The sequence below is a fragment of the Ensifer sp. BR816 genome, assembly GCF_000378985.1.
Taxonomy (GTDB): domain Bacteria; phylum Pseudomonadota; class Alphaproteobacteria; order Rhizobiales; family Rhizobiaceae; genus Sinorhizobium.
This window is the reverse complement of sequence record NZ_KB905370.1, coordinates 743,228-760,065: the sequence shown is the minus strand read 5'-3', so window position 1 is coordinate 760,065 and position 16,838 is coordinate 743,228. Positions and strand designations below refer to the sequence as shown.

At 64.6% G+C, this 16,838-nt stretch carries 20 protein-coding genes; 11 read left to right on the top strand and 9 right to left on the bottom strand.

Annotation, left to right across the window (positions count from 1 at the left end):
• Positions 1-3: 3 nt before the first annotated feature.
• Positions 4-888, top strand: a complete 885-nt coding sequence (gene fdhD, locus RHIBR816_RS0103645) for a formate dehydrogenase accessory sulfurtransferase FdhD (protein WP_018235180.1) — start codon at positions 4-6, stop codon at positions 886-888.
• On the top strand, positions 878-1,111 hold the full coding sequence (locus tag RHIBR816_RS0103640) for a formate dehydrogenase subunit delta (RefSeq protein ID WP_018235179.1): 234 nt from the start codon (positions 878-880) through the stop codon (positions 1,109-1,111). Before fdhD ends, RHIBR816_RS0103640 begins: the two co-directional genes overlap by 11 nt.
• A gap of 59 nt (positions 1,112-1,170) precedes the next feature.
• Here RHIBR816_RS0103640 and RHIBR816_RS0103635 read toward each other — a convergent pair whose 3' ends face one another.
• The 3 genes from RHIBR816_RS0103635 to rocF form a co-directional block, all read right to left on the bottom strand.
• On the bottom strand, positions 1,171-1,650 hold the full coding sequence (locus RHIBR816_RS0103635) for a chemotaxis protein CheW (RefSeq protein ID WP_014766159.1): 480 nt from the start codon (positions 1,648-1,650) through the stop codon (positions 1,171-1,173).
• Positions 1,651-1,844: 194 nt separating this feature from the next.
• A complete protein-coding gene (gene rocD, locus RHIBR816_RS0103625; protein ID WP_018235178.1) occupies positions 1,845-3,050 on the bottom strand; it encodes an ornithine--oxo-acid transaminase in 1,206 nt (401 codons plus the stop codon).
• Positions 3,051-3,111: 61 nt separating this feature from the next.
• Positions 3,112-4,035: an arginase gene (gene rocF / locus RHIBR816_RS0103620; RefSeq protein WP_018235177.1), complete on the bottom strand. Its 924-nt coding sequence runs from the start codon at positions 4,033-4,035 to the stop codon at positions 3,112-3,114.
• 139 nt (positions 4,036-4,174) lie between these two features.
• Here rocF and RHIBR816_RS0103610 point away from each other — a divergent pair, with 139 nt between their 5' ends.
• The gene (locus RHIBR816_RS0103610) at positions 4,175-4,609 is read left to right on the top strand and encodes an Lrp/AsnC family transcriptional regulator (RefSeq protein ID WP_018235175.1); all 435 of its coding nucleotides are present in this window, start codon (positions 4,175-4,177) and stop codon (positions 4,607-4,609) included.
• 75 nt (positions 4,610-4,684) lie between these two features.
• Positions 4,685-5,164 carry a VOC family protein gene (locus RHIBR816_RS0103605; protein ID WP_018235174.1) on the top strand — a complete coding sequence of 160 codons (480 nt, stop codon included), beginning with the start codon at positions 4,685-4,687 and terminating at the stop codon, positions 5,162-5,164.
• A gap of 122 nt (positions 5,165-5,286) precedes the next feature.
• Here the strand turns inward: RHIBR816_RS0103605 and RHIBR816_RS0103600 are convergent, their stop codons facing one another.
• Together RHIBR816_RS0103600 and RHIBR816_RS0103595 are read right to left on the bottom strand one after the other, a co-directional pair.
• Complete coding sequence (locus RHIBR816_RS0103600; protein ID WP_018235173.1) at positions 5,287-5,646, bottom strand: nuclear transport factor 2 family protein; 360 nt, start codon at positions 5,644-5,646, stop codon at positions 5,287-5,289.
• 151 nt (positions 5,647-5,797) lie between these two features.
• On the bottom strand, positions 5,798-6,793 hold the full coding sequence (locus RHIBR816_RS0103595) for an aldo/keto reductase (RefSeq protein ID WP_018235172.1): 996 nt from the start codon (positions 6,791-6,793) through the stop codon (positions 5,798-5,800).
• Between the two features lie 192 nt (positions 6,794-6,985).
• Between RHIBR816_RS0103595 and RHIBR816_RS0103590 the strand changes: the two genes are divergently transcribed.
• Positions 6,986-7,876 carry a LysR family transcriptional regulator gene (locus tag RHIBR816_RS0103590; RefSeq protein WP_026186612.1) on the top strand — a complete coding sequence of 297 codons (891 nt, stop codon included), beginning with the start codon at positions 6,986-6,988 and terminating at the stop codon, positions 7,874-7,876.
• A gap of 84 nt (positions 7,877-7,960) precedes the next feature.
• Here the strand turns inward: RHIBR816_RS0103590 and RHIBR816_RS0103585 are convergent, their stop codons facing one another.
• The gene (locus tag RHIBR816_RS0103585) at positions 7,961-8,452 is read right to left on the bottom strand and encodes a ferritin-like domain-containing protein (RefSeq protein WP_026186611.1); all 492 of its coding nucleotides are present in this window, start codon (positions 8,450-8,452) and stop codon (positions 7,961-7,963) included.
• A gap of 219 nt (positions 8,453-8,671) precedes the next feature.
• On the opposite strand from RHIBR816_RS0103585, the gene RHIBR816_RS0103580 reads away from it, so the two are divergent.
• Both RHIBR816_RS0103580 and RHIBR816_RS0103575 read left to right on the top strand, forming a co-directional pair.
• Positions 8,672-9,442, top strand: a complete 771-nt coding sequence (locus RHIBR816_RS0103580; RefSeq protein ID WP_026186610.1) for an SDR family oxidoreductase — start codon at positions 8,672-8,674, stop codon at positions 9,440-9,442.
• A gap of 21 nt (positions 9,443-9,463) precedes the next feature.
• Positions 9,464-10,087, top strand: coding sequence for a hypothetical protein (locus RHIBR816_RS0103575; RefSeq protein ID WP_026186609.1), 624 nt, complete (start codon positions 9,464-9,466; stop codon positions 10,085-10,087).
• A 175-nt stretch (positions 10,088-10,262) separates the two neighbouring features.
• On the opposite strand, the gene RHIBR816_RS0103570 is transcribed toward RHIBR816_RS0103575, so the two are convergent.
• Entirely contained in the window at positions 10,263-11,213 is a 951-nt protein-coding gene (locus tag RHIBR816_RS0103570; RefSeq protein WP_018235167.1) for an aldo/keto reductase, read from the bottom strand.
• Positions 11,214-11,524: 311 nt separating this feature from the next.
• On the opposite strand from RHIBR816_RS0103570, the gene RHIBR816_RS0103565 reads away from it, so the two are divergent.
• A complete protein-coding gene (locus RHIBR816_RS0103565; RefSeq protein ID WP_018235166.1) occupies positions 11,525-12,511 on the top strand; it encodes a Gfo/Idh/MocA family protein in 987 nt (328 codons plus the stop codon).
• Positions 12,512-12,566: 55 nt separating this feature from the next.
• Here the strand turns inward: RHIBR816_RS0103565 and RHIBR816_RS0103560 are convergent, their stop codons facing one another.
• Positions 12,567-12,977 (bottom strand): hypothetical protein, encoded by a 411-nt coding sequence (locus tag RHIBR816_RS0103560; RefSeq protein ID WP_018235165.1) that lies wholly within the window; start codon positions 12,975-12,977, stop codon positions 12,567-12,569.
• 125 nt (positions 12,978-13,102) lie between these two features.
• Here RHIBR816_RS0103560 and RHIBR816_RS0103555 point away from each other — a divergent pair, with 125 nt between their 5' ends.
• The 3 genes from RHIBR816_RS0103555 (at position 13,103) to RHIBR816_RS0103545 (ending at position 16,260) form a co-directional block, all read left to right on the top strand.
• Complete coding sequence (locus RHIBR816_RS0103555) at positions 13,103-13,897, top strand: helix-turn-helix domain-containing protein (protein ID WP_018235164.1); 795 nt, start codon at positions 13,103-13,105, stop codon at positions 13,895-13,897.
• A gap of 52 nt (positions 13,898-13,949) precedes the next feature.
• A complete protein-coding gene (xseA, locus tag RHIBR816_RS0103550) occupies positions 13,950-15,533 on the top strand; it encodes an exodeoxyribonuclease VII large subunit (protein ID WP_026186608.1) in 1,584 nt (527 codons plus the stop codon).
• Positions 15,534-15,648: 115 nt separating this feature from the next.
• Positions 15,649-16,260: an NAD(P)H-dependent oxidoreductase gene (locus tag RHIBR816_RS0103545; RefSeq protein WP_018235162.1), complete on the top strand. Its 612-nt coding sequence runs from the start codon at positions 15,649-15,651 to the stop codon at positions 16,258-16,260.
• Between the two features lie 5 nt (positions 16,261-16,265).
• On the opposite strand, the gene RHIBR816_RS0103540 is transcribed toward RHIBR816_RS0103545, so the two are convergent.
• Positions 16,266-16,763: a MarR family winged helix-turn-helix transcriptional regulator gene (locus RHIBR816_RS0103540; protein WP_018235161.1), complete on the bottom strand. Its 498-nt coding sequence runs from the start codon at positions 16,761-16,763 to the stop codon at positions 16,266-16,268.
• Positions 16,764-16,838 lie beyond the last annotated feature (75 nt).

The window sequence follows — 16,838 nt, the reverse complement described above, 5'->3', positions numbered from 1 at the left end:
GGAATGGCGGACAAGCGACTTCCTCCCTCTCCCACGGCAGCCGCAGTCGCCGCGGCCGACAGGACCCGGTTCAAGACGACGGCGAAGGTTCCGCAAGCCGCCCGGCGCGCGGGCGCGATGATCCGGCAATCGCGCGTCGTGCCGGAAGAAACGGCGATCGCCTTGACCTATGGCGGTTCTACCCATGCGGTGATGATGGCGACGCCCGCCGATCTCGAGGATTTCGCCGTCGGCTTCAGCCTGACCGAAGGCATCATCACCGACCCGGACCAGATCGAGACGGTCGATGTCGTTGCCGAGGACAAGGGTATCGACCTGCAGATCATGCTCAGGGACGAGCAGAACGACGCGCTGCGGCTGCGCCGTCGCCACATGGCCGGGCCCGTCGGGTGTGGCCTCTGCGGCATCGAATCGATCGAGCAGGCCGTGCGGGCGACGCCGGACGTCTCGGGCTCGGCCCTCAGGCTCTCCGAGCAGGATATCGTGCAGGCCGTCGGCCTGCTCAACGGCCAGCAGCCACTGCACCTCGAGACCCGCGCCGTGCACGGCGCCGCCTTCTACGTTCCGGGCCGGGGACTGATCGCGGTTCGCGAGGATGTCGGCCGCCACAATGCGCTGGACAAGCTGACCGGTGCCGCCGCGCGCGCCGGCTTCAAGGGCGCTGAAGGCGCGGTCGTCGTCACCTCCCGCGTCTCCGTCGAGATGGTGCAGAAGACGGCGATCGCCGGCAGCCCCGTGATCATCGCCATTTCGGCGCCGACGGCGCTTGCCATCCGCACGGCGGAGGCGGCCGGCATGACGCTGGTCGCGCTGGTGCGCGGCGACGAATTCGAAATCTTCACCCATCCCGAGCGCATAGAGAGCGGAGCAGTCGCCGATGTCGCCTGAAAATCCCAACGCCAAGCTGATCTATATGGCGAACCAGATCGCGACCTTCTTCCAGAGCCAGCCGGCCGACCAGGCGGCGCAAGGGGTGGCGACGCATATCAACAAGTATTGGGAGTCGCGCATGCGCCGCAAGCTGTTCGAGCATATCGAGCACGGTGGCGAAGGACTGAACCCCCTGGTGCTTGAAGCGGCGCCGAAGATTCGTCGCCCGGAAGCGGCATAGCCCAAACAAAGGGCCGCCTCGCATAAGCGAGACGGCCCGATCGGTTGGATTTGCCGATGTCAGGCGGCGAGATCCTCGACCTCGCGTTCCTTGAACATGCGCGCGAGGTTGAGGAAGCAGATCATGCCGTTTTCGTTGGCGATGATGCCTTCGGCGAAACTCTTGTCGAAGGAGGCGGTGACTTCGGGTACCGGCTGCACCTGGCTGCCCTGCACCGTCAAAATGTCCGAGACGCGGTCGACGACGAGGCCGATCACCATGTTGTGGACTTCGGCGACGACGATGGCGCTACGCTCATTGGCGACGGTCGATTTCATGCCGAGCTTGTGGGCGAGGTCGATGATCGGAATCACCGTGCCGCGCAGGTTCATGACGCCGATCACTTCCGGCGGCGAATGCGGGATCGGCGTCGACGGCGCCCAGCCGCGGATTTCGCGGATCGTTGTCGTCTTGACGCAGAACTCCTGGTCGTGGAGACGGAATGCGATGATCTCCAGCGTCTCGCCGTCAAATCCAGCCGTTTTCAACGTGCCTGTCATTTAAAGCTCCTTGCCGTCGGCGCCTGTAAGGCGCGACTCGGTGATGAGGTCCGCCGACGACATCCGGCGACGCGCAAGCCGCATCATGCGCGGGGAGCCCGCCTTGCGCTTTGGCGGACATCCTAGTCCGGGATTCGTTAAGACTTGCTTTTTGCGAGGCCCTGCAAGGCTGGCCTTCCCCGCCGAGGCCGGACTCAGACGGAAGCGAGCACCGCGGCAAAATGCTCAAGCGCCCAGTCTACCTCAGCGGCGGTGATGACCAGCGGCGGGGCGATGCGGATCGTGTCGCCATGGGTATCCTTGGCGAGAATGCCGCGCTCCTTCAGCGCCTCGCAATATTTGCGGGCGCCGCCGGCCTCGGGCACGAGTTCGACGGCGAGCATCAGGCCGCGGCCGCGGACCTCTTTGATCATGTTGGAGCGAATGTCCGTCAGCCCGGTCATGAAACGCTCGCCCATCTGCGCCGAATTCTCGATCATGCCCTCTTCGGTCAGCACCTTCAGCGCAGCCCTGGCGATCGCGCAGGCGAGTGGATTGCCGCCGAAAGTGGAGCCGTGCTGGCCGGGTTTCAGGACGCCGAGCACCTCCGAATTGGAGAGCACGGCGGAGACGGGGTAGAAGCCGCCGGAAAGCGCCTTGCCGATCAGCGTCACATCCGCCTCGATGCCCTCGTGCTCTTCCGCGAGCAGCCTGCCGGTGCGGCCGAGACCCGTCTGGATCTCATCGAGCACGAGCGTGATGCCGTGCTGCGTGCAGAGCTCGCGCACCGCCGCGAAATAGCCCACCGGCGGCACGATCACGCCGGCCTCGCCCTGGATCGGCTCGACCAGAAAGGCGACAGTGTTTTCGCTGATCGCCGCCCGAAAGGCGTCGATGTCGCCGAAGGGGACGATCTGGAAGCCGGGCGCAAAGGGCCCGAAGCCGTCATGCGAATCCGGATCGGTGGAGAAGCCGACAATGCCGATCGTGCGGCCATGGAAATTGTTGGAGCAGACGATGATCTCGGCCCGGTCGCGGGCGACGCCCTTCACCTCGTAGCCCCATTTGCGGACGGCCTTGATCGCCGTCTCCACCGCCTCGGCACCGGAGTTCATCGGCAGCACCTTGTGCGAGCCGGTGAGGCCGGCGACCTCCTCGTAAAAGAGAGCGAGCTGGTCGTTGCGGAAGGCGCGCGAGGTGAGCGTCAGCTTCTGCGCCTGCTCCACCATCGCCTTGAAGATCTTCGGGTGGCAATGGCCCTGGTTGACGGCCGAATAGGCCGAGAGGCAGTCGAGGTAGCGGTTGCCTTCGACGTCCCAGACGAAGACCCCTTCGCCGCGCGTCAGCACGACGTCGAGCGGCTTGTAGTTGTGAGCGCCGAGCCGGGATTCGGTCTCGATCAGGGCAGCCGTGGTCTTCATCAACGCTCTCCGCTCTGTCTTGCGGCCGCCGCCTCGATCGGCGGCGGTACGGGTTTTATTCTCAGGCGCTGCGGGTCGGACGGTCAAGGATGCGGCGGCCGAAGAGGCTTGCCGTCAGTTCCACCAGGACGCGGGCGCTCTTGCCGCGATCGTCGAGGAACGGGTTGAGTTCGACGACGTCGAGCGAGGAGACGAGGCCGCTGTCGCAAAGCATCTCCATGATGAGATGGGCCTCGCGGAAGGTGGCGCCGCCCGGCACCGTGGTGCCAACGCCCGGCGCAAACTCCGGATCCATGAAATCGACGTCGAGGCTTACATGCAAGAGGCCGTTGGCGGCGCGCACCTCGTCGAGGATCTGACGCATGATATGCGCCATGCCGATCTCGTCGACGGCGCGCATGTCGTAGACATTGACGCCGTGCTCGGCGATCTCCTCGCGCTCGCGCGCATCGACCGAGCGGATACCGACCTGGTAGACCCGTTTCGGATCGACGAGCGGCCGGTTCTTCTCAAGGATCGGTGCGAACTCCGCCTCGCCGCAGAAGAAGGCGACCGGCATGCCGTGCATGTTGCCGGAGGGCGAGGTCGACGGCGAGTTGAAGTCCGCATGGGCGTCGAGCCAGAGCACGAAGAGCGGCCGGCCGACTTCGTCCGCATGGCGCGCCATGCCCGAGACACTGCCCATCGAGAGGGCGTGATCGCCGCCGAGAATGATGGGGAAATGTCCCTTGCGGGCCGTGTCGTGCACCGTGTCGTTGAGCGCCCGGGCAAAGGCGGCAACCATCTGCAGATTGTTGGCGCCCGGATGGTTCGCGAGGTCGCGGGCCGGCAGCGGTCGCAGATCGCCTTCATCGTGAACCGTATGGCCGAGATCCGCGAGGACCGTGTCGATGCCGGCGATCCGAAGCGCCGTCGGGCCCATGGCGGCGCCGCGGCGGCCGGAACCTTCCTCGATGGGTGCGCCGATCAACGTGATGGTCTTCATGTCCGCCTTCTCTCCGTTCGAATCCCTAGGGTCGATGCGGATTATCGCCAAAAGCTGTGACGGCAAAAAGATGGAAAACTGCCGATTAGAAGGCTACACTTCGCATTATGATAAGCTGTATTTGACAAAGTGGCAGTGAATGGACGATCTCGACCAAGCCCTCATCAGCGCCCTTCGGCAGAATGCTCGAACCCCGGTCTCGACCCTATCGGCGATGACCGGCGTATCGCGCGCCACAATTGCCGCGCGCATCGACCGGCTGGTCGCCAATGGAACAATCGCGGCCTTCACCATCCGGACGGGATCAGAGATCCCCGCCTCCGGGGTTCGCGCCGTCGTCATGATCGAGGTTCACGGCAAGATGGCCGATCGCGTCGCCGAGCAATTGCGCGGTCTGCCGCAGGTGCGGGCGCTGCACAGCACCAATGGGCGGTGGGACTTCATCGCCGAACTCGAGGACCGCGACCTCGCCAGCTTCGACGAGACCTTGCGGCGCATAAGGTTGATCGACGGTATCACCGTCACGGAAACGAACATCCTGCTGAAGACCAGCAAGCTGACCGGGGCCTTCTGATTGCATGTAGTTTGTTCTTGATTTGTTCTCATGGTCGTCTAAGATGCTCCGTCTCAGCGAACAAGGGAGGATGTCATGGCCATTTCCGGTGGCGGCGCAATGGCGCGACAGATCTGCATAAAACTGTTCGTCAGGCACGGGGACGAGGAGCGGGCAATCGCCTTTTATCGCGAGGTTTTCGGTGCCGAGCTCTTACAGCGTCACGAATGGAGCGGCATTCTGACGAGCGCCGATCTCGGCATCGGCGACTCGATTTTCCGGGTGGCCGGCGCCAATCCGCGCCGCGATGCCGAACCGCGTCTCGGCGGGCCGCGCTCGCCGCATGCGCTCGGCACGACCGCAGCGATCCTCGAACTGCATGTCGATGACGTGGATCGCGTGCTCGCCCGGGCGATGGGCGCCGGCGCCAGCCTGCGCAACGCCGTCGAGACCCTGCCGACCGGCGACCGCGTCGCCGCCCTCATCGATCCGTTCGGCCATATCTGGGCACTGTTCACGGCGATCGACGAGAGCGAGCGTCTGGACGCCTTCGGAGTCGATCGGAATGCGGCTTGAGCGAGGGCCGCCTTTCGGTAGTGCCCCGCCCACCTCACAAGGGACCCAAACGGGGAGGAGGTGGGCGTGGCAGACTTCAATGCGACCTTGAAAGGTCTCTGTTCCGGGGGCAATTACTCGGATTATGCGTGGCGATGCCAGATCTTGTTGACGATCAGCCAACGCCCGTCGACCTTCAGCAGCGACAGGTAGTCCGTGTAGCGCGAGCCGCCGAATTCGTCGATCACCTTGACGCTCGCCGCGTCGCCGGTGATGTGGATCATCTCCACCTCCATCAGCGGCTGCGTCTCCGGCGGCGCCGATCCCTCCGCCACGACGGCGGCGATGAAGGCGTCGCGGCTCAGCCACTCGACCGAGTCTTGAAAATTGCCCACGATCGAGGCGCTCGGGTGAAAGGCCTTTCGCAGCGCCGCCTCATTGGCGAAAGCCATGCCATCGACATAGAGATGGACGACTGCGCTGATGGCCTGTTCATCGGACATACCTGGTTCCTCCATTTCCGGAGCGGGCAGGGCAACGCTCTCGCGCGTGATCGAAGCCGCCTCCGATGCCGCTCCAGTCATAATCGAGGCGGACACCTCATAGTTAGGGTATCACAACGGAATTGCGATACCCGTGGTCCGTACTCGGCACTCAGCGGTTCGTCAGAGCCAGCGATGCCTCGGTGTACCGCTTGCCGGCGACGAGTGCGGGGGACAGCGCCTCGCCGAGTTCGGCGCGTTCCGCTGCAGAAAGAACGATATCGACAGCGGCGATGTTCTGCTCCAGATGATCGAGCCTGCGCGCACCGGGGATCGGCACGATGTCCTCGCCCTGGTTGATGACCCAGGCGAGCGCAAGCTGGGCGGCCGTCACGCCCTTCTCCTTGGCGAGGCTCTGCAGCTTTTCGATCAGCGCGGCATTGGCGTCGAAGTTCTCCGCCTGGAAGCGCGGCAGCGAGCGCCGGAAATCGTCGGCTTCGAGATCTTCGACCTTGCGGATCGCGCCGGTGAGCATGCCGCGCCCGAGCGGGCTATAGGGGACAAGGCCGATGCCGAGCTCGCGACAGGTGGCAAGCACTTCGTCTTCCGGGTCGCGCGACCAGAGCGAGTATTCGCTCTGCACCGCCGCGATCGGATGGACGGCGCGGGCGCGACGGATGGTGGCAGCACTCGCCTCGGAAAGGCCGATTGCCCGAACCTTGCCCTCGCGCACGAGTTCCGCCATGGCGCCGACCGTGTCCTCGACCGGCACGTCCGGATCGATGCGGTGCTGGTAGTAGAGATCGATGACATCCGTATCCAGCCGCTTGAGCGAGGCTTCTGCCACCGCCTTCGCATGTTCCGGCCGGCCGTCGACGCCCTTGATCGCCTGGGCGGCCGGCACGCCCGATTCGATACGGAAGCCGAATTTCGTCGCGATCACCACCTGGTCACGCCTGTCCTTCAACGCCCGGCCGAGGAGCTTCTCGTTCTCATAGGGCCCGTAGACCTCTGCCGTGTCGAAGAGGGTGACGCCGAGGTCGATGGCGCGATGCAGCGTTCGGATCGAGTCGCCTTCGTCCGCCTCGCCATAGGCGAAGCTCATGCCCATGCAGCCGAGGCCGATGGCCGAGACGGTGAGTTCATTGCCGAGCTTGCGGGTCTTCATAGGATTTCCTTTCCGGCTGGAACAACGCGGAGACGCGGTCATGCGGGAGGGACCAAAGCGGCTGCGTCGAAATGAGAGATGACCGAGGAGGCGTGGTTCTGCAGCGCCTCCGACGACGAGGGAAAGATACGCTCCGCATCGGCGGCTGAAAATCGCTGCCAATTCTCACGGGCTGTTCTATTATTTCGATCAATGAATCGCACCCAACTCTCCCAGCTCGCGGTCCTCTCAGCCGTTGCCGCCCATGGCAGCTTCCGCGGCGCCGCCAAGGAACTCGCGATCGCGCCTTCGGCCGTCAGCCACGCCGTCGCCAGCCTCGAAGCGAGCCTCGGCGTGCGCCTCCTCGCGCGCACCACACGTAGCGTCGCGGCGACGGAGGAGGGTAGATGCCTCCTCGATCGGCTTCGGCCGGCGCTCGACGAAATTGCCCACGCGCTGGAATTGGCGGTGGATGCCAGGCAGCGCCCGGCCGGTAATCTGCGCATCACCGCGCCGCGCTTTGCCGCCGATCTGCTTCTCGCCCCGCGGCTCGGCGACTTTCTCATCCGCTATCCTGACATCGTGCTGGAGATCGCCAATGAGGACGGCTTCACCGATATCGTCGAGGCGGGTTTCGACGCCGGCATCAGGCTCGGCGAGAGCCTGGAGGCCGACATGATCGCGGTCAAGATCGGCCCGGATTTGAAGAGCGCGGTCGTCGCCTCGCCCGCCTATTTCGAGCGGTTCACACGGCCGCTGCATCCGCGCGACCTAGCAGCGCATCGCTGCATCCGGCGACGCTTTTCGAACGGCACGTTCTATCGCTGGGAGTTCGAGAAGGAGGGGGAGGAGATCACGGTCGCGGTGGCTGGTCCGCTGATCCTCGGCGAGGACCGGCCGATCATCAAGGCGGCGATCGGCGGCGCGGGCCTCGCCTACCTCTTCGAGCCGCGCGTCAGCGGCTATGTGGCCGAAGGGAAATTGCTGCGGGTGCTCGAGGATTGGTGTGCGCCCTATGCCGGCCCCTATCTCTACTATCCAAGCCGCCGGCAGATGCGCCCGGCGCTCAGGGCCTTCATCGATTTCTTCCGGCATGCGGATTGACCGGCGACCGGCCGCCAATAGAGCGGGATGAGAAAAGAGTGCACGGTTTTCCGTCCCGCATCCCGCTCTAGCTCAAGAATCGGATCAGGCGGCTTTCTTGTTCGATTTCGCCGTCGCAAGCTTCGTCAGATCCTGGTCGGTGACGACTTCTTCCTTCAGCGTTGCGTCGAAAAGCGGTACCGCATCCTTGAGGCCGATGGTCTGGGCCCAGCTCTTCAAGGTGCCGTAGCGAGCAATCTCGTAGTGTTCGACGGACTGCGCGGCGGAGATCAGCCCGGCGTCGAGGGCTGGCGTGCCCTTGAACTCGTCCATGATCTCCTCGCCCTCGGCAATAATCCCCTCGATCGCTTCACAGGTTTTGCCTTGCGCCCGCTTGCCGATCAGTTCGAAGACCTGCTGCAGCCGCTCGACATGGATTTCCGTCTGCTCCCGATGCTTTTCGAACGCTGCTTTGAGCTCCGGCGCCTGCGCGCCGCGGGCCATCTTTGGAAGAGCCTTCAGGATCTTGCGCTCGGCATAGTAGATGTCCTTCAGCGCGTCGTAGAACAGGTCGTCCATTGTCTTTTCCCTGGGCATTTGTCGATTTCCTTCCTTGTCCGGTGGGGAGGTTGCGATGTGACGCCCAACCAACATCAGACAGGGGTATTTGTTCCTTTCTTCGGGGAAAATGCGTGGACGCCCTTCATTCCCGTCGATCTTGAGCGCGGCCGCTTCCGCTTCAGCTGAAATCGGGTGGCAGCGGCCGCCACCGTCTGGGATTTTCGATCCGTCGATATCAATGGCGAGGAAGATGAAATGCTGAGACTTGCAGGAAAGGTGGCGATCGTGACGGGTGCGAGTTCGGGAATAGGCCGTGCGGCCGCCCCCCTTTTTGCGCGGGAAGGCGCAAAGGTGGTGATCGCCGCGAGGCGTGCCGCGGCTCTCGAGCAACTCGTGGAGGAGATCGCGCAAGAGGGCGGTGAAGCGGCAATGCTTGCCGGCGACCTGCGCGACGAAGGTTTGAACGAGGCGCTTGTCGATCTGGCGCTGAGCCGCTTCGGCGGATTGGACGTCGCCTTCAACAATGCCGGCGGGTTGGGCGCCATGGGCGAGGTCTCGTCGCTCTCCGCCGAGGGATGGCGCGAAACGCTCGACACCAACCTGACCAGCGCCTTTCTCGCCGCCAAACATCAGGCTCCGGCCATGATTGCGGGTGGCGGCGGTTCGCTCGTCTTCACCTCGAGCTTCGTCGGTCACACGGCGGGCTTCCCCGGTATGGCCGCCTACGCGGCCAGCAAGGCGGGGCTGATCGGCCTGGTGCAATCCTTGGCGGTCGAGTTCGGAGCGCGCGGGGTGCGGGTCAATGCACTGCTGCCTGGCGGCACCGACACGCCCTCCAATGCCGCGAACCTGCCGGGTGCTTCTCCCGAGACGCGCGGCTTCGTCGAAGGTCTGCACGCGCTGAAGCGCATGGCGCAGCCGGCGGAAATTGCCGAGGCCGCGCTTTACCTCGCCTCCGAGGGTGCTAGCTTCGTCACCGGCACCGCATTGCTGGTCGATGGCGGCGTTTCGATCAGCAGGACGTGACGAACGGGCGGAGGGGGAAGCATGAGGAAACCCGGGTCGATGAAGGCGCTGGAAGATCTCGGCCGCGTGCGCCTGTCCAAAAACTTCTTCCTGCGCGATTTCCTGCATTCGGAGATCGCCGATTTCTACCGTATCCCGAACGTCCCGGATGATCCTGAGCTTGCAATCGCGGCTGGTCGCAAGCTCTGCGAGGAACTTCTCGAGCCGCTGCAGGCGACCTTCGGGCGGCTCCACATCCGCTCCGCCTATCGCAACCGCGTCGTCAACGACTTCGGCAACAGGAACAAGCTCAACTGCTCGACGAATGCCGCAACGGCGGCTGACCATATCTGGGACATGCGCGACGCGGACGGCTGCATGGGGGCGACCGCCTGCATCGTCCTCCCCTGGGTCTGGGACCGGGAGCGCGGGGAGGGCGGCTGGCAGAGCCTGGCCTGGTGGATCCATGACCACCTCCCCTATGCCTCGCTCTGCTTCTTCCCGAAGCTTTGGGCCTTCAACATCCAATGGCACGAGCGGCCGCAGCGCAGAATCCGCAGCTTCGCCGAGCCGCGCGGCCTTTTGACGAAGCCGGGCATGGCCAATCACGAAGGCAGCCACGCGGATCTATACGCCGGGTTTCCGGCGCTCGTGAGGGAGTCGTAACGAAAGGCCCTCCCCAACCCCTCCCCACAGGTGGGAGGGGCTCGCACTCGTCGCCCCGTCCGGTGCCATACGCAACATCCGGGCTCGATAGACCGTTGAAATTCTCATGGGCGGACGCGGCAAGTTAAGCCCCTCCCACCTGTGGGGGGTGGGGAGGGGTCTTCTCGCGCGCGCGTCATCCGCTCACATCGTTCAGCCGCTGGATCGCCTCCTCCGAGAGCTTGACTTCCGCCGACCTCACGAGGCTTGCCAGCTGATCGAGATTGGTGGCGCTGGCGATCGGCGCGGTGACGCCGTCGCGGGCGATGATCCAGGCAAGCGCGATCTCCGCCTGTTTCGCCCCGGTCTCCTCGGCGATCTCGTCGAGCACGCCGAGAATGCGCATGCCGCGACCGTCGAGATATTTTTCGACGCCGCCGCCGCGCGCCGAGCCTTCGAGATCCGTGTGCGAGCGGTACTTGCCGGAAAGAAAGCCCCGGGCGAGGCTGAAATAGGTGATGACGCCGAGCTCCTCGGCGATGCAGAGGTCGCGCAGCGGCCCATCATAGGCGGCCCGGTCGTAGAGGTTGTATTCGGGCTGCAGCACGTCGTATCGCGGCAGATTCTTCGCCTTCGCGACTCCGAGGGCGTCGCCGAGTTGCCTTGCATCGAGATTCGAGGCGCCGATCGCCCGCACCTTGCCCTGGGCGAGGAGCGTGTCATAGGCGGCGAACGTCTCCTCATAGGGGGCTTCCGGATCCGGCCAATGCGCCAGGTAAAGGTCGATATGGTCGGTCTGCAGGCGCTTCAGTGAGTCCTCGACCGCCTGCAGGATCCAGCGGCGCGAGAGACCCTTCCGCCCCGGGCCGAGTTCGGAGCCTACCTTGGTGATGATCACCGCCCTGTCGCGCGGACGTCCGAATTGTCTCAGCCACCTGCCGATGATCGTCTCGGATTCGCCGCCGGTGTTTCCGGGGACCCAGGAGGAATAGACATCCGCCGTGTCGACGGCGTTGAAGCCTGCATCGAAAAAGGCATCGAGGAGGGCGAAGGACGTTCTCTCGTCCGCCGTCCAGCCGAACACGTTGCCACCGAAGACCAGCGGGGCAATGGAAAGACCCGTACGGCCAAGTCTGCGCATTTCCATGGTTTCGCTCCACAGGGTTGGATGAAAACAAGCTGCGATCGGGAGGATTGCCGGAACAACATAGGTCAGAGCCCGTGCGATGACACCCTTCGTCACCGAATTTCTGATCCGCGCACCGCTTGCTAGGCACGTACCTCGGCGATAGTGTCGGTTCGCTTGATCGCGCGATTTGGATAATCGTACCGCGATCGGTCCTCGCTAAAAATGCGAGCCATTTTCCGCCCGCGTCCCGCTCCGAGCTCAGCAATCTATCAGGATGCGGGCTCGTCAAGAGCCTCACTTCACGTTCCGCTCGAAAAGGAGACTGTCCCATGTTGCGCTTCGGAATTCTGTCGACGGCCAGGATCGGCCGCGAACTCGTCGTGCCCGCCATTCAGGACGCCGAGAATTGCGTCGTCACGGCAATCGCCAGCCGCGAGCGGGAGAAGGCGCGGGCGATGGCTGACCGCTTCTCGGTGCCGCATGCCTTCGGCTCCTATGAGGAGATGCTCGCCTCGGATGTCATCGATGCCGTCTATATCCCGCTCCCGACGTCGCAGCATGTCGAATGGGCAATCAAGGCAGCCGATGCCGGCAAGCATGTGCTTTGCGAAAAGCCGCTGGCGCTGAAGGCCGAGGAAATCGATGCCGTGATCGCGGCGCGCGACCGCAACAAGGTGCTGGTTTCGGAAGCCTATATGGTCACCTACAGCCCCGTCTGGCGGAAGGTGCGCTCGCTCATTGCCGAGGGCGCGATCGGCAAGCTCAGGCATGTCCAGGGCGCCTTTACCTATTACAACCGCGATCCCGGCAACATGCGCAACGTCCCGGCGCTCGGCGGCGGCGGCCTGCCGGATATCGGCGTCTATCCGGCGATCACAACGCGCTTCACCACCGGCAAGGAGCCGTTGCGCGTTCAGGCCGATACGGACCGCGATCCGGAATTCGGCACCGACATCTATTCAAGCGTGCGCGCCGACTTCGGTGATTTCGAGCTGAGCTTCTACATCTCCACCCAGCTCGCCGCCCGCCAGGTCATGGTCTTCCATGGCGACCAGGGTTTCATCGAGGTAAAATCGCCCTTCAATGCCGATCGCTACGGCCGCGAGGAAGTGGAACTCACCAACCAGAACCACGCCCAGTCGCAGCTTTTCCGCTTCCAGGATGCGCGCCAGTACAAGCTCGAGGCGGAAGCCTTTGCGCGTGCGGCGAAGGGCGAGACGGAAGAGGTCGTGACGCTGGAAAGCTCGCGCCTCAACCAGAAGTTCATCGACGCGATCTACCGGGCCAGCGAGAAGGATGGCTGGGAAACGGTCTGAGGCGAATCGAAAGACGGTCCGCCAAACGCGGACCGTCGCATTCGTTGGCTGGACGCTAAGCTGCCGGTCGCATGCCCGCCTGGGCGGCACCTTTCAGTTTCAGGAGGAGAAAGTCGGCGACGCCGATCATCGCCGCGACGATCAATCCGATGCCGATTGCCGTCAGCGACGCATAGGCGAGCGCGAGAATGGCGAGACTGGCAACCTGCCAGAGGATGTCACCGGCAATGCTGATCCGGGCAGCCAGCGGGCTCGGCCCTTCTTTTCTTGCCGAGACCAAGTGGAAAGCACCCCAGAGCAGGAGGCCCACGCCGAGCGCGCCGATAACCATCGGCGCCACAACGGCGCCGAGCAGCGCCGCCAATGGTGCGGCGTCGACGATCAAAACCGTGCCGGCGACGAGCGAGACGATGCCGTCGGCAATGAATGCCTTGTTGAGAAGCGAACGGTGGGAAAGGGCGAGCATGTCGATCTCCTTCGGTTATCGATGATGCGATGCTGGCCTGATGCGGTCATCAAACCAATTACCTCTGAGGTAATGGATTTCCCGTTGTGTTCGGCCCATTCTTGCCGCGCAGCGAGGAGAGTGGCATGGGATTCGGCAGTCAGTTGAAGGAATGGCGTGGTCATCGCCGCATGAGCCAGCTGGATCTCGCGACCGCGGCGGGCATTTCCACCCGGCATCTTTCCTTTCTCGAGACCGGGCGGTCGCGGCCGACCGAGGGGATGATCCTCAGACTCGCCTCGGTGCTCGATATCCCGGCGCGCGACCAGGGCTCGCTCTTTTCCGCGGCCGGCTATCGGCCGCGCATGACGACGCGTCCTGCCTCCGGTCTCGACGCGATGCCGGCCGCCATCGCCGGCGCGATCCGTTTGATGCTCGACCGGCACGACCCGTACCCGGGCCTCGTCCTCGATCATCAGTACAGCGTACTAATGGCCAATCCGGCCCTTGCAGCGCTCGCCGAGGCGGCCGATGTGCCGTTCGGGCCGGGCGAGAATTTCCTCGACGCTTTCCTCGGCACCGAGAGCGTCCGTCGCCTCGTCGTGAATTGGGAGGCTGCAGCCGCCGACCTTGTCCAGCGGGTCCGGACGGAGGCCTGGCTGCAGGGGCCGCGCAGTCTGCTGCAGCGCCGGCTTGACCGGCTCGCCGCCGATCCGGCGGTCGCCAAGGCGCTTGACAGCTATCCCGCTACGGATCGTTTGCCGGTGCTGCCGATCGAACTGCGTGTCGGCAATACGGAACTGCGCTTCATCACGACGCTGTCGACCTTCGGTTCGACCCAGGACGCGCTGGTGGAGGGCGTGCTGATCGAATCCTTCTTTCCGGCGGACGAGGCGACGCGGCGCTTTTTCGAGAAGGCGACCTCGCCAGAAAAACCGTAGATAGGCGCGCGTGCCTGCTGATCTTCGGCGCCCGGTCGGCTACAAAGGGCGCATGACTTCGTTTTTCGATTCCGATTCTCCGTCCAATGTCGCCGAATATTCGGTGTCGGAGCTGTCCGGCTCGATCAAGCGCACGCTCGAGCAGGCCTTCGAGCATGTGCGGGTGCGCGGCGAGATCTCCGGCTATCGCGGGCCGCATTCCTCTGGCCACGCCTATTTCGCGCTGAAGGACGATCGCGCCCGGATCGAGGCGGTGATCTGGAAGGGTACCTTCTCGCGGCTGAAATTCCGGCCGGAGGAGGGGATGGAGGTGATCGCGATCGGTCGCGTCACGACCTTCCCCGGCTCGTCGAAATACCAGATCGTCATCGACTCGCTGGAGCCCGCGGGCGCCGGCGCGCTGATGGCGCTCCTCGAGGAGCGCAAGCGCAAGCTCGCCGCAGAGGGACTGTTCGATGCGGCGCGAAAGCGGCCGCTGCCCTTCATGCCGAAGGTGATCGGCGTCGTCACCTCTCCAACGGGCGCCGTCATCCGCGACATCCTGCACCGGATCGCCGATCGCTTCCCGGTCCATGTCGTCGTCTGGCCGGTGCGCGTGCAGGGTGACGGGGCGAGCGACGAGATCGAGGCCGCCATCCGGGGCTTCAACGCGCTCGACGTCGGCGGACCCATTCCGCGTCCGGACGTGCTGATCGTCGCGCGCGGCGGCGGCAGTCTCGAGGACCTCTGGTGCTTCAACGACGAAGCAGTCGTGCGCGCCGCGGCGGCCTCCGGCATCCCGCTGATCTCGGCCGTCGGGCACGAGACCGACTGGACGCTGATCGACCATGCCTCGGACCAGCGGGCACCGACGCCGACCGGTGCGGCCGAGATGGCCGTGCCGGTGAAGGCCGATCTCGAGGCGCAACTCGCCAATCTTTCTGCCCGGCTGCAGGCGGCCGCGACACGGCAGATGGATCATCGGCGCCATGCGCTGCGGGCGCTCGCCCGGGCGCTGCCGTCGCTCGACCAGTTGCTGGCGCTGCCAAGGAGGCGCTTCGACGAGGCCGCCGCCGGGCTCGGCCGCGGGTTACAGATGAACACCGCCAACAAGCGCCGCAGCTTCGAGCGCATCGCCGCCCATTTGCGACCGGAACTGCTGACAACGAAGATCCGCGAGCAACGCCGGCATCTTCTCGAGGCAATGAACAAGGCCGAGCGCTGCGTCGAGCGCCAGCTCGACCGCCGGCAGGCGCGCGTTTCCGCCGCCGACGCATCGCTTCGGGCGCTGCCGTCGCGCCTGGTCAGCCAGATCCACCGCGCCTCGGACCGTGTCTCGGGCTTGAGCGCGCGCGCCGATGGAGCGATCGCCGCCGAGATGCGCCGGCTGAAGGGCGCGCTCGCGGCGCAGGACCGCGTGCTGCAGTCGCTTTCCTATCGCAACGTCCTGCAGCGCGGCTTTGCGCTGGTGCGTGATGCGGCCGACAATCCGGTGAAGCAGGCGGCGGCAGTGACGGCGGGCATGACGCTGTCGCTCGAATTCGCCGACGGCCGCGTCTCCGCCGTCGCCGGCGAGGAGGGCGCCTCCCCGCCGCCATCGCCGAAGAAACGGCCGGCGCGGCCGGCAGAGCCGACGAAGCAGGGCAGCCTGTTCTAGAGCAATTCCAGGAAAAGTGTGTAACGGTTTTCCGCCCGGAATTGCGTAATTTCAAAGAGTTGGATCATTTCACCGTTTCAATGAAACGATGAAATGATCTAGGAAGGGCGGCGCGATGCGAATTCTGATGGTGCTCGCCCATCCGCTCGAGGACAGTTTTGCGGCGAGCGTCGCCCGCGCCGCCAAGGAGACCTTGGAGGGCCGCGGCCACCGCGTCGATCTGCTCGATCTCTATCGCGAAGGCTTCGATCCGCGGCTGACGATTGCCGAGCGCGGCAGCTATTTTGCCGAGCGCGGCAGCTATTTTGCCGAGCGCTATGACGCCTCCGACGTCGCCGGCTGGATCGAGCGGTTGAAGGCGGCGGAAGGCCTCGTGCTCGTCTTTCCGCAATGGTGGTTCAATTTCCCGGCGATCCTTAAGGGCTTCTTCGACCGCGTCTTCGCGCCGGGCGTGGCCTTCGAACACGATCCGGCGGGCGGACGCATCGTCCCGCGGCTCACGAACATCAGGCTCTTCTGGGCGCTGACGACCACGGGCTCACCCTGGTGGGTGGTGCGTCTCTATATGGGCGATCCTGTGCGCCGTCTGCTCAAGCGCGGCATCGCCGCCTTCTGCAGCAAGGATGTCGATTTCCGGATGATTAGCCTCCACGACATGGACCGCGCGACGGAGGCGAAGCGTAAGCATCATCTCGAGCGTGTGCGCGCTCTGATGAGCCGCATCTGATCAGCTCATTCGAAGGTCGCGAGGAATTTCCTGAGCAGCGCGTCGAGCGCTTCCCGCTCCTCGGGCGCGAGGCTTGCGATCAGGCGCTGCTGGTTGGCGACGTGGGCGGCGACAGCGGCATCGATGCGCTTCAAGCCCTCTGGCGTCAACGCGATGATCACCCCGCGCCTGTCTTCGGGATTATCCAGCCGCTCGACGAGGCCTGCTCTTTCGAGTTGGTCGATGCGGTTGGTCATGGTGCCGGAGGTCACCATTGTCGCCGCAAGCAGTTCGCCGGGCGAAAGCTGAAACGGCGGGCCGGAACGGCGGAGCGTCGCCAGCACGTCGAAGCTTGCCGATGTGAGGTCGTGTTCGGCAAAGACCGTTTCCTGTTCCCTGGCGACATGGGCCCTGAGCCGCGCCAAGCGCCCCAGCGGACCCATGGCGGAGATGTCCAGCTCAGGCCGCTCCCGGCGCCACTGTGCCAGGATCTTGTCCACGTGGTCCGTATCGCTTTGCTTCATTTTTTGGCCGTTGCCCGATAAGCGGAGCCGCTCCGCGCCTTCGTCATGGCTCTAAACGCCTAGCATCTTGACGTC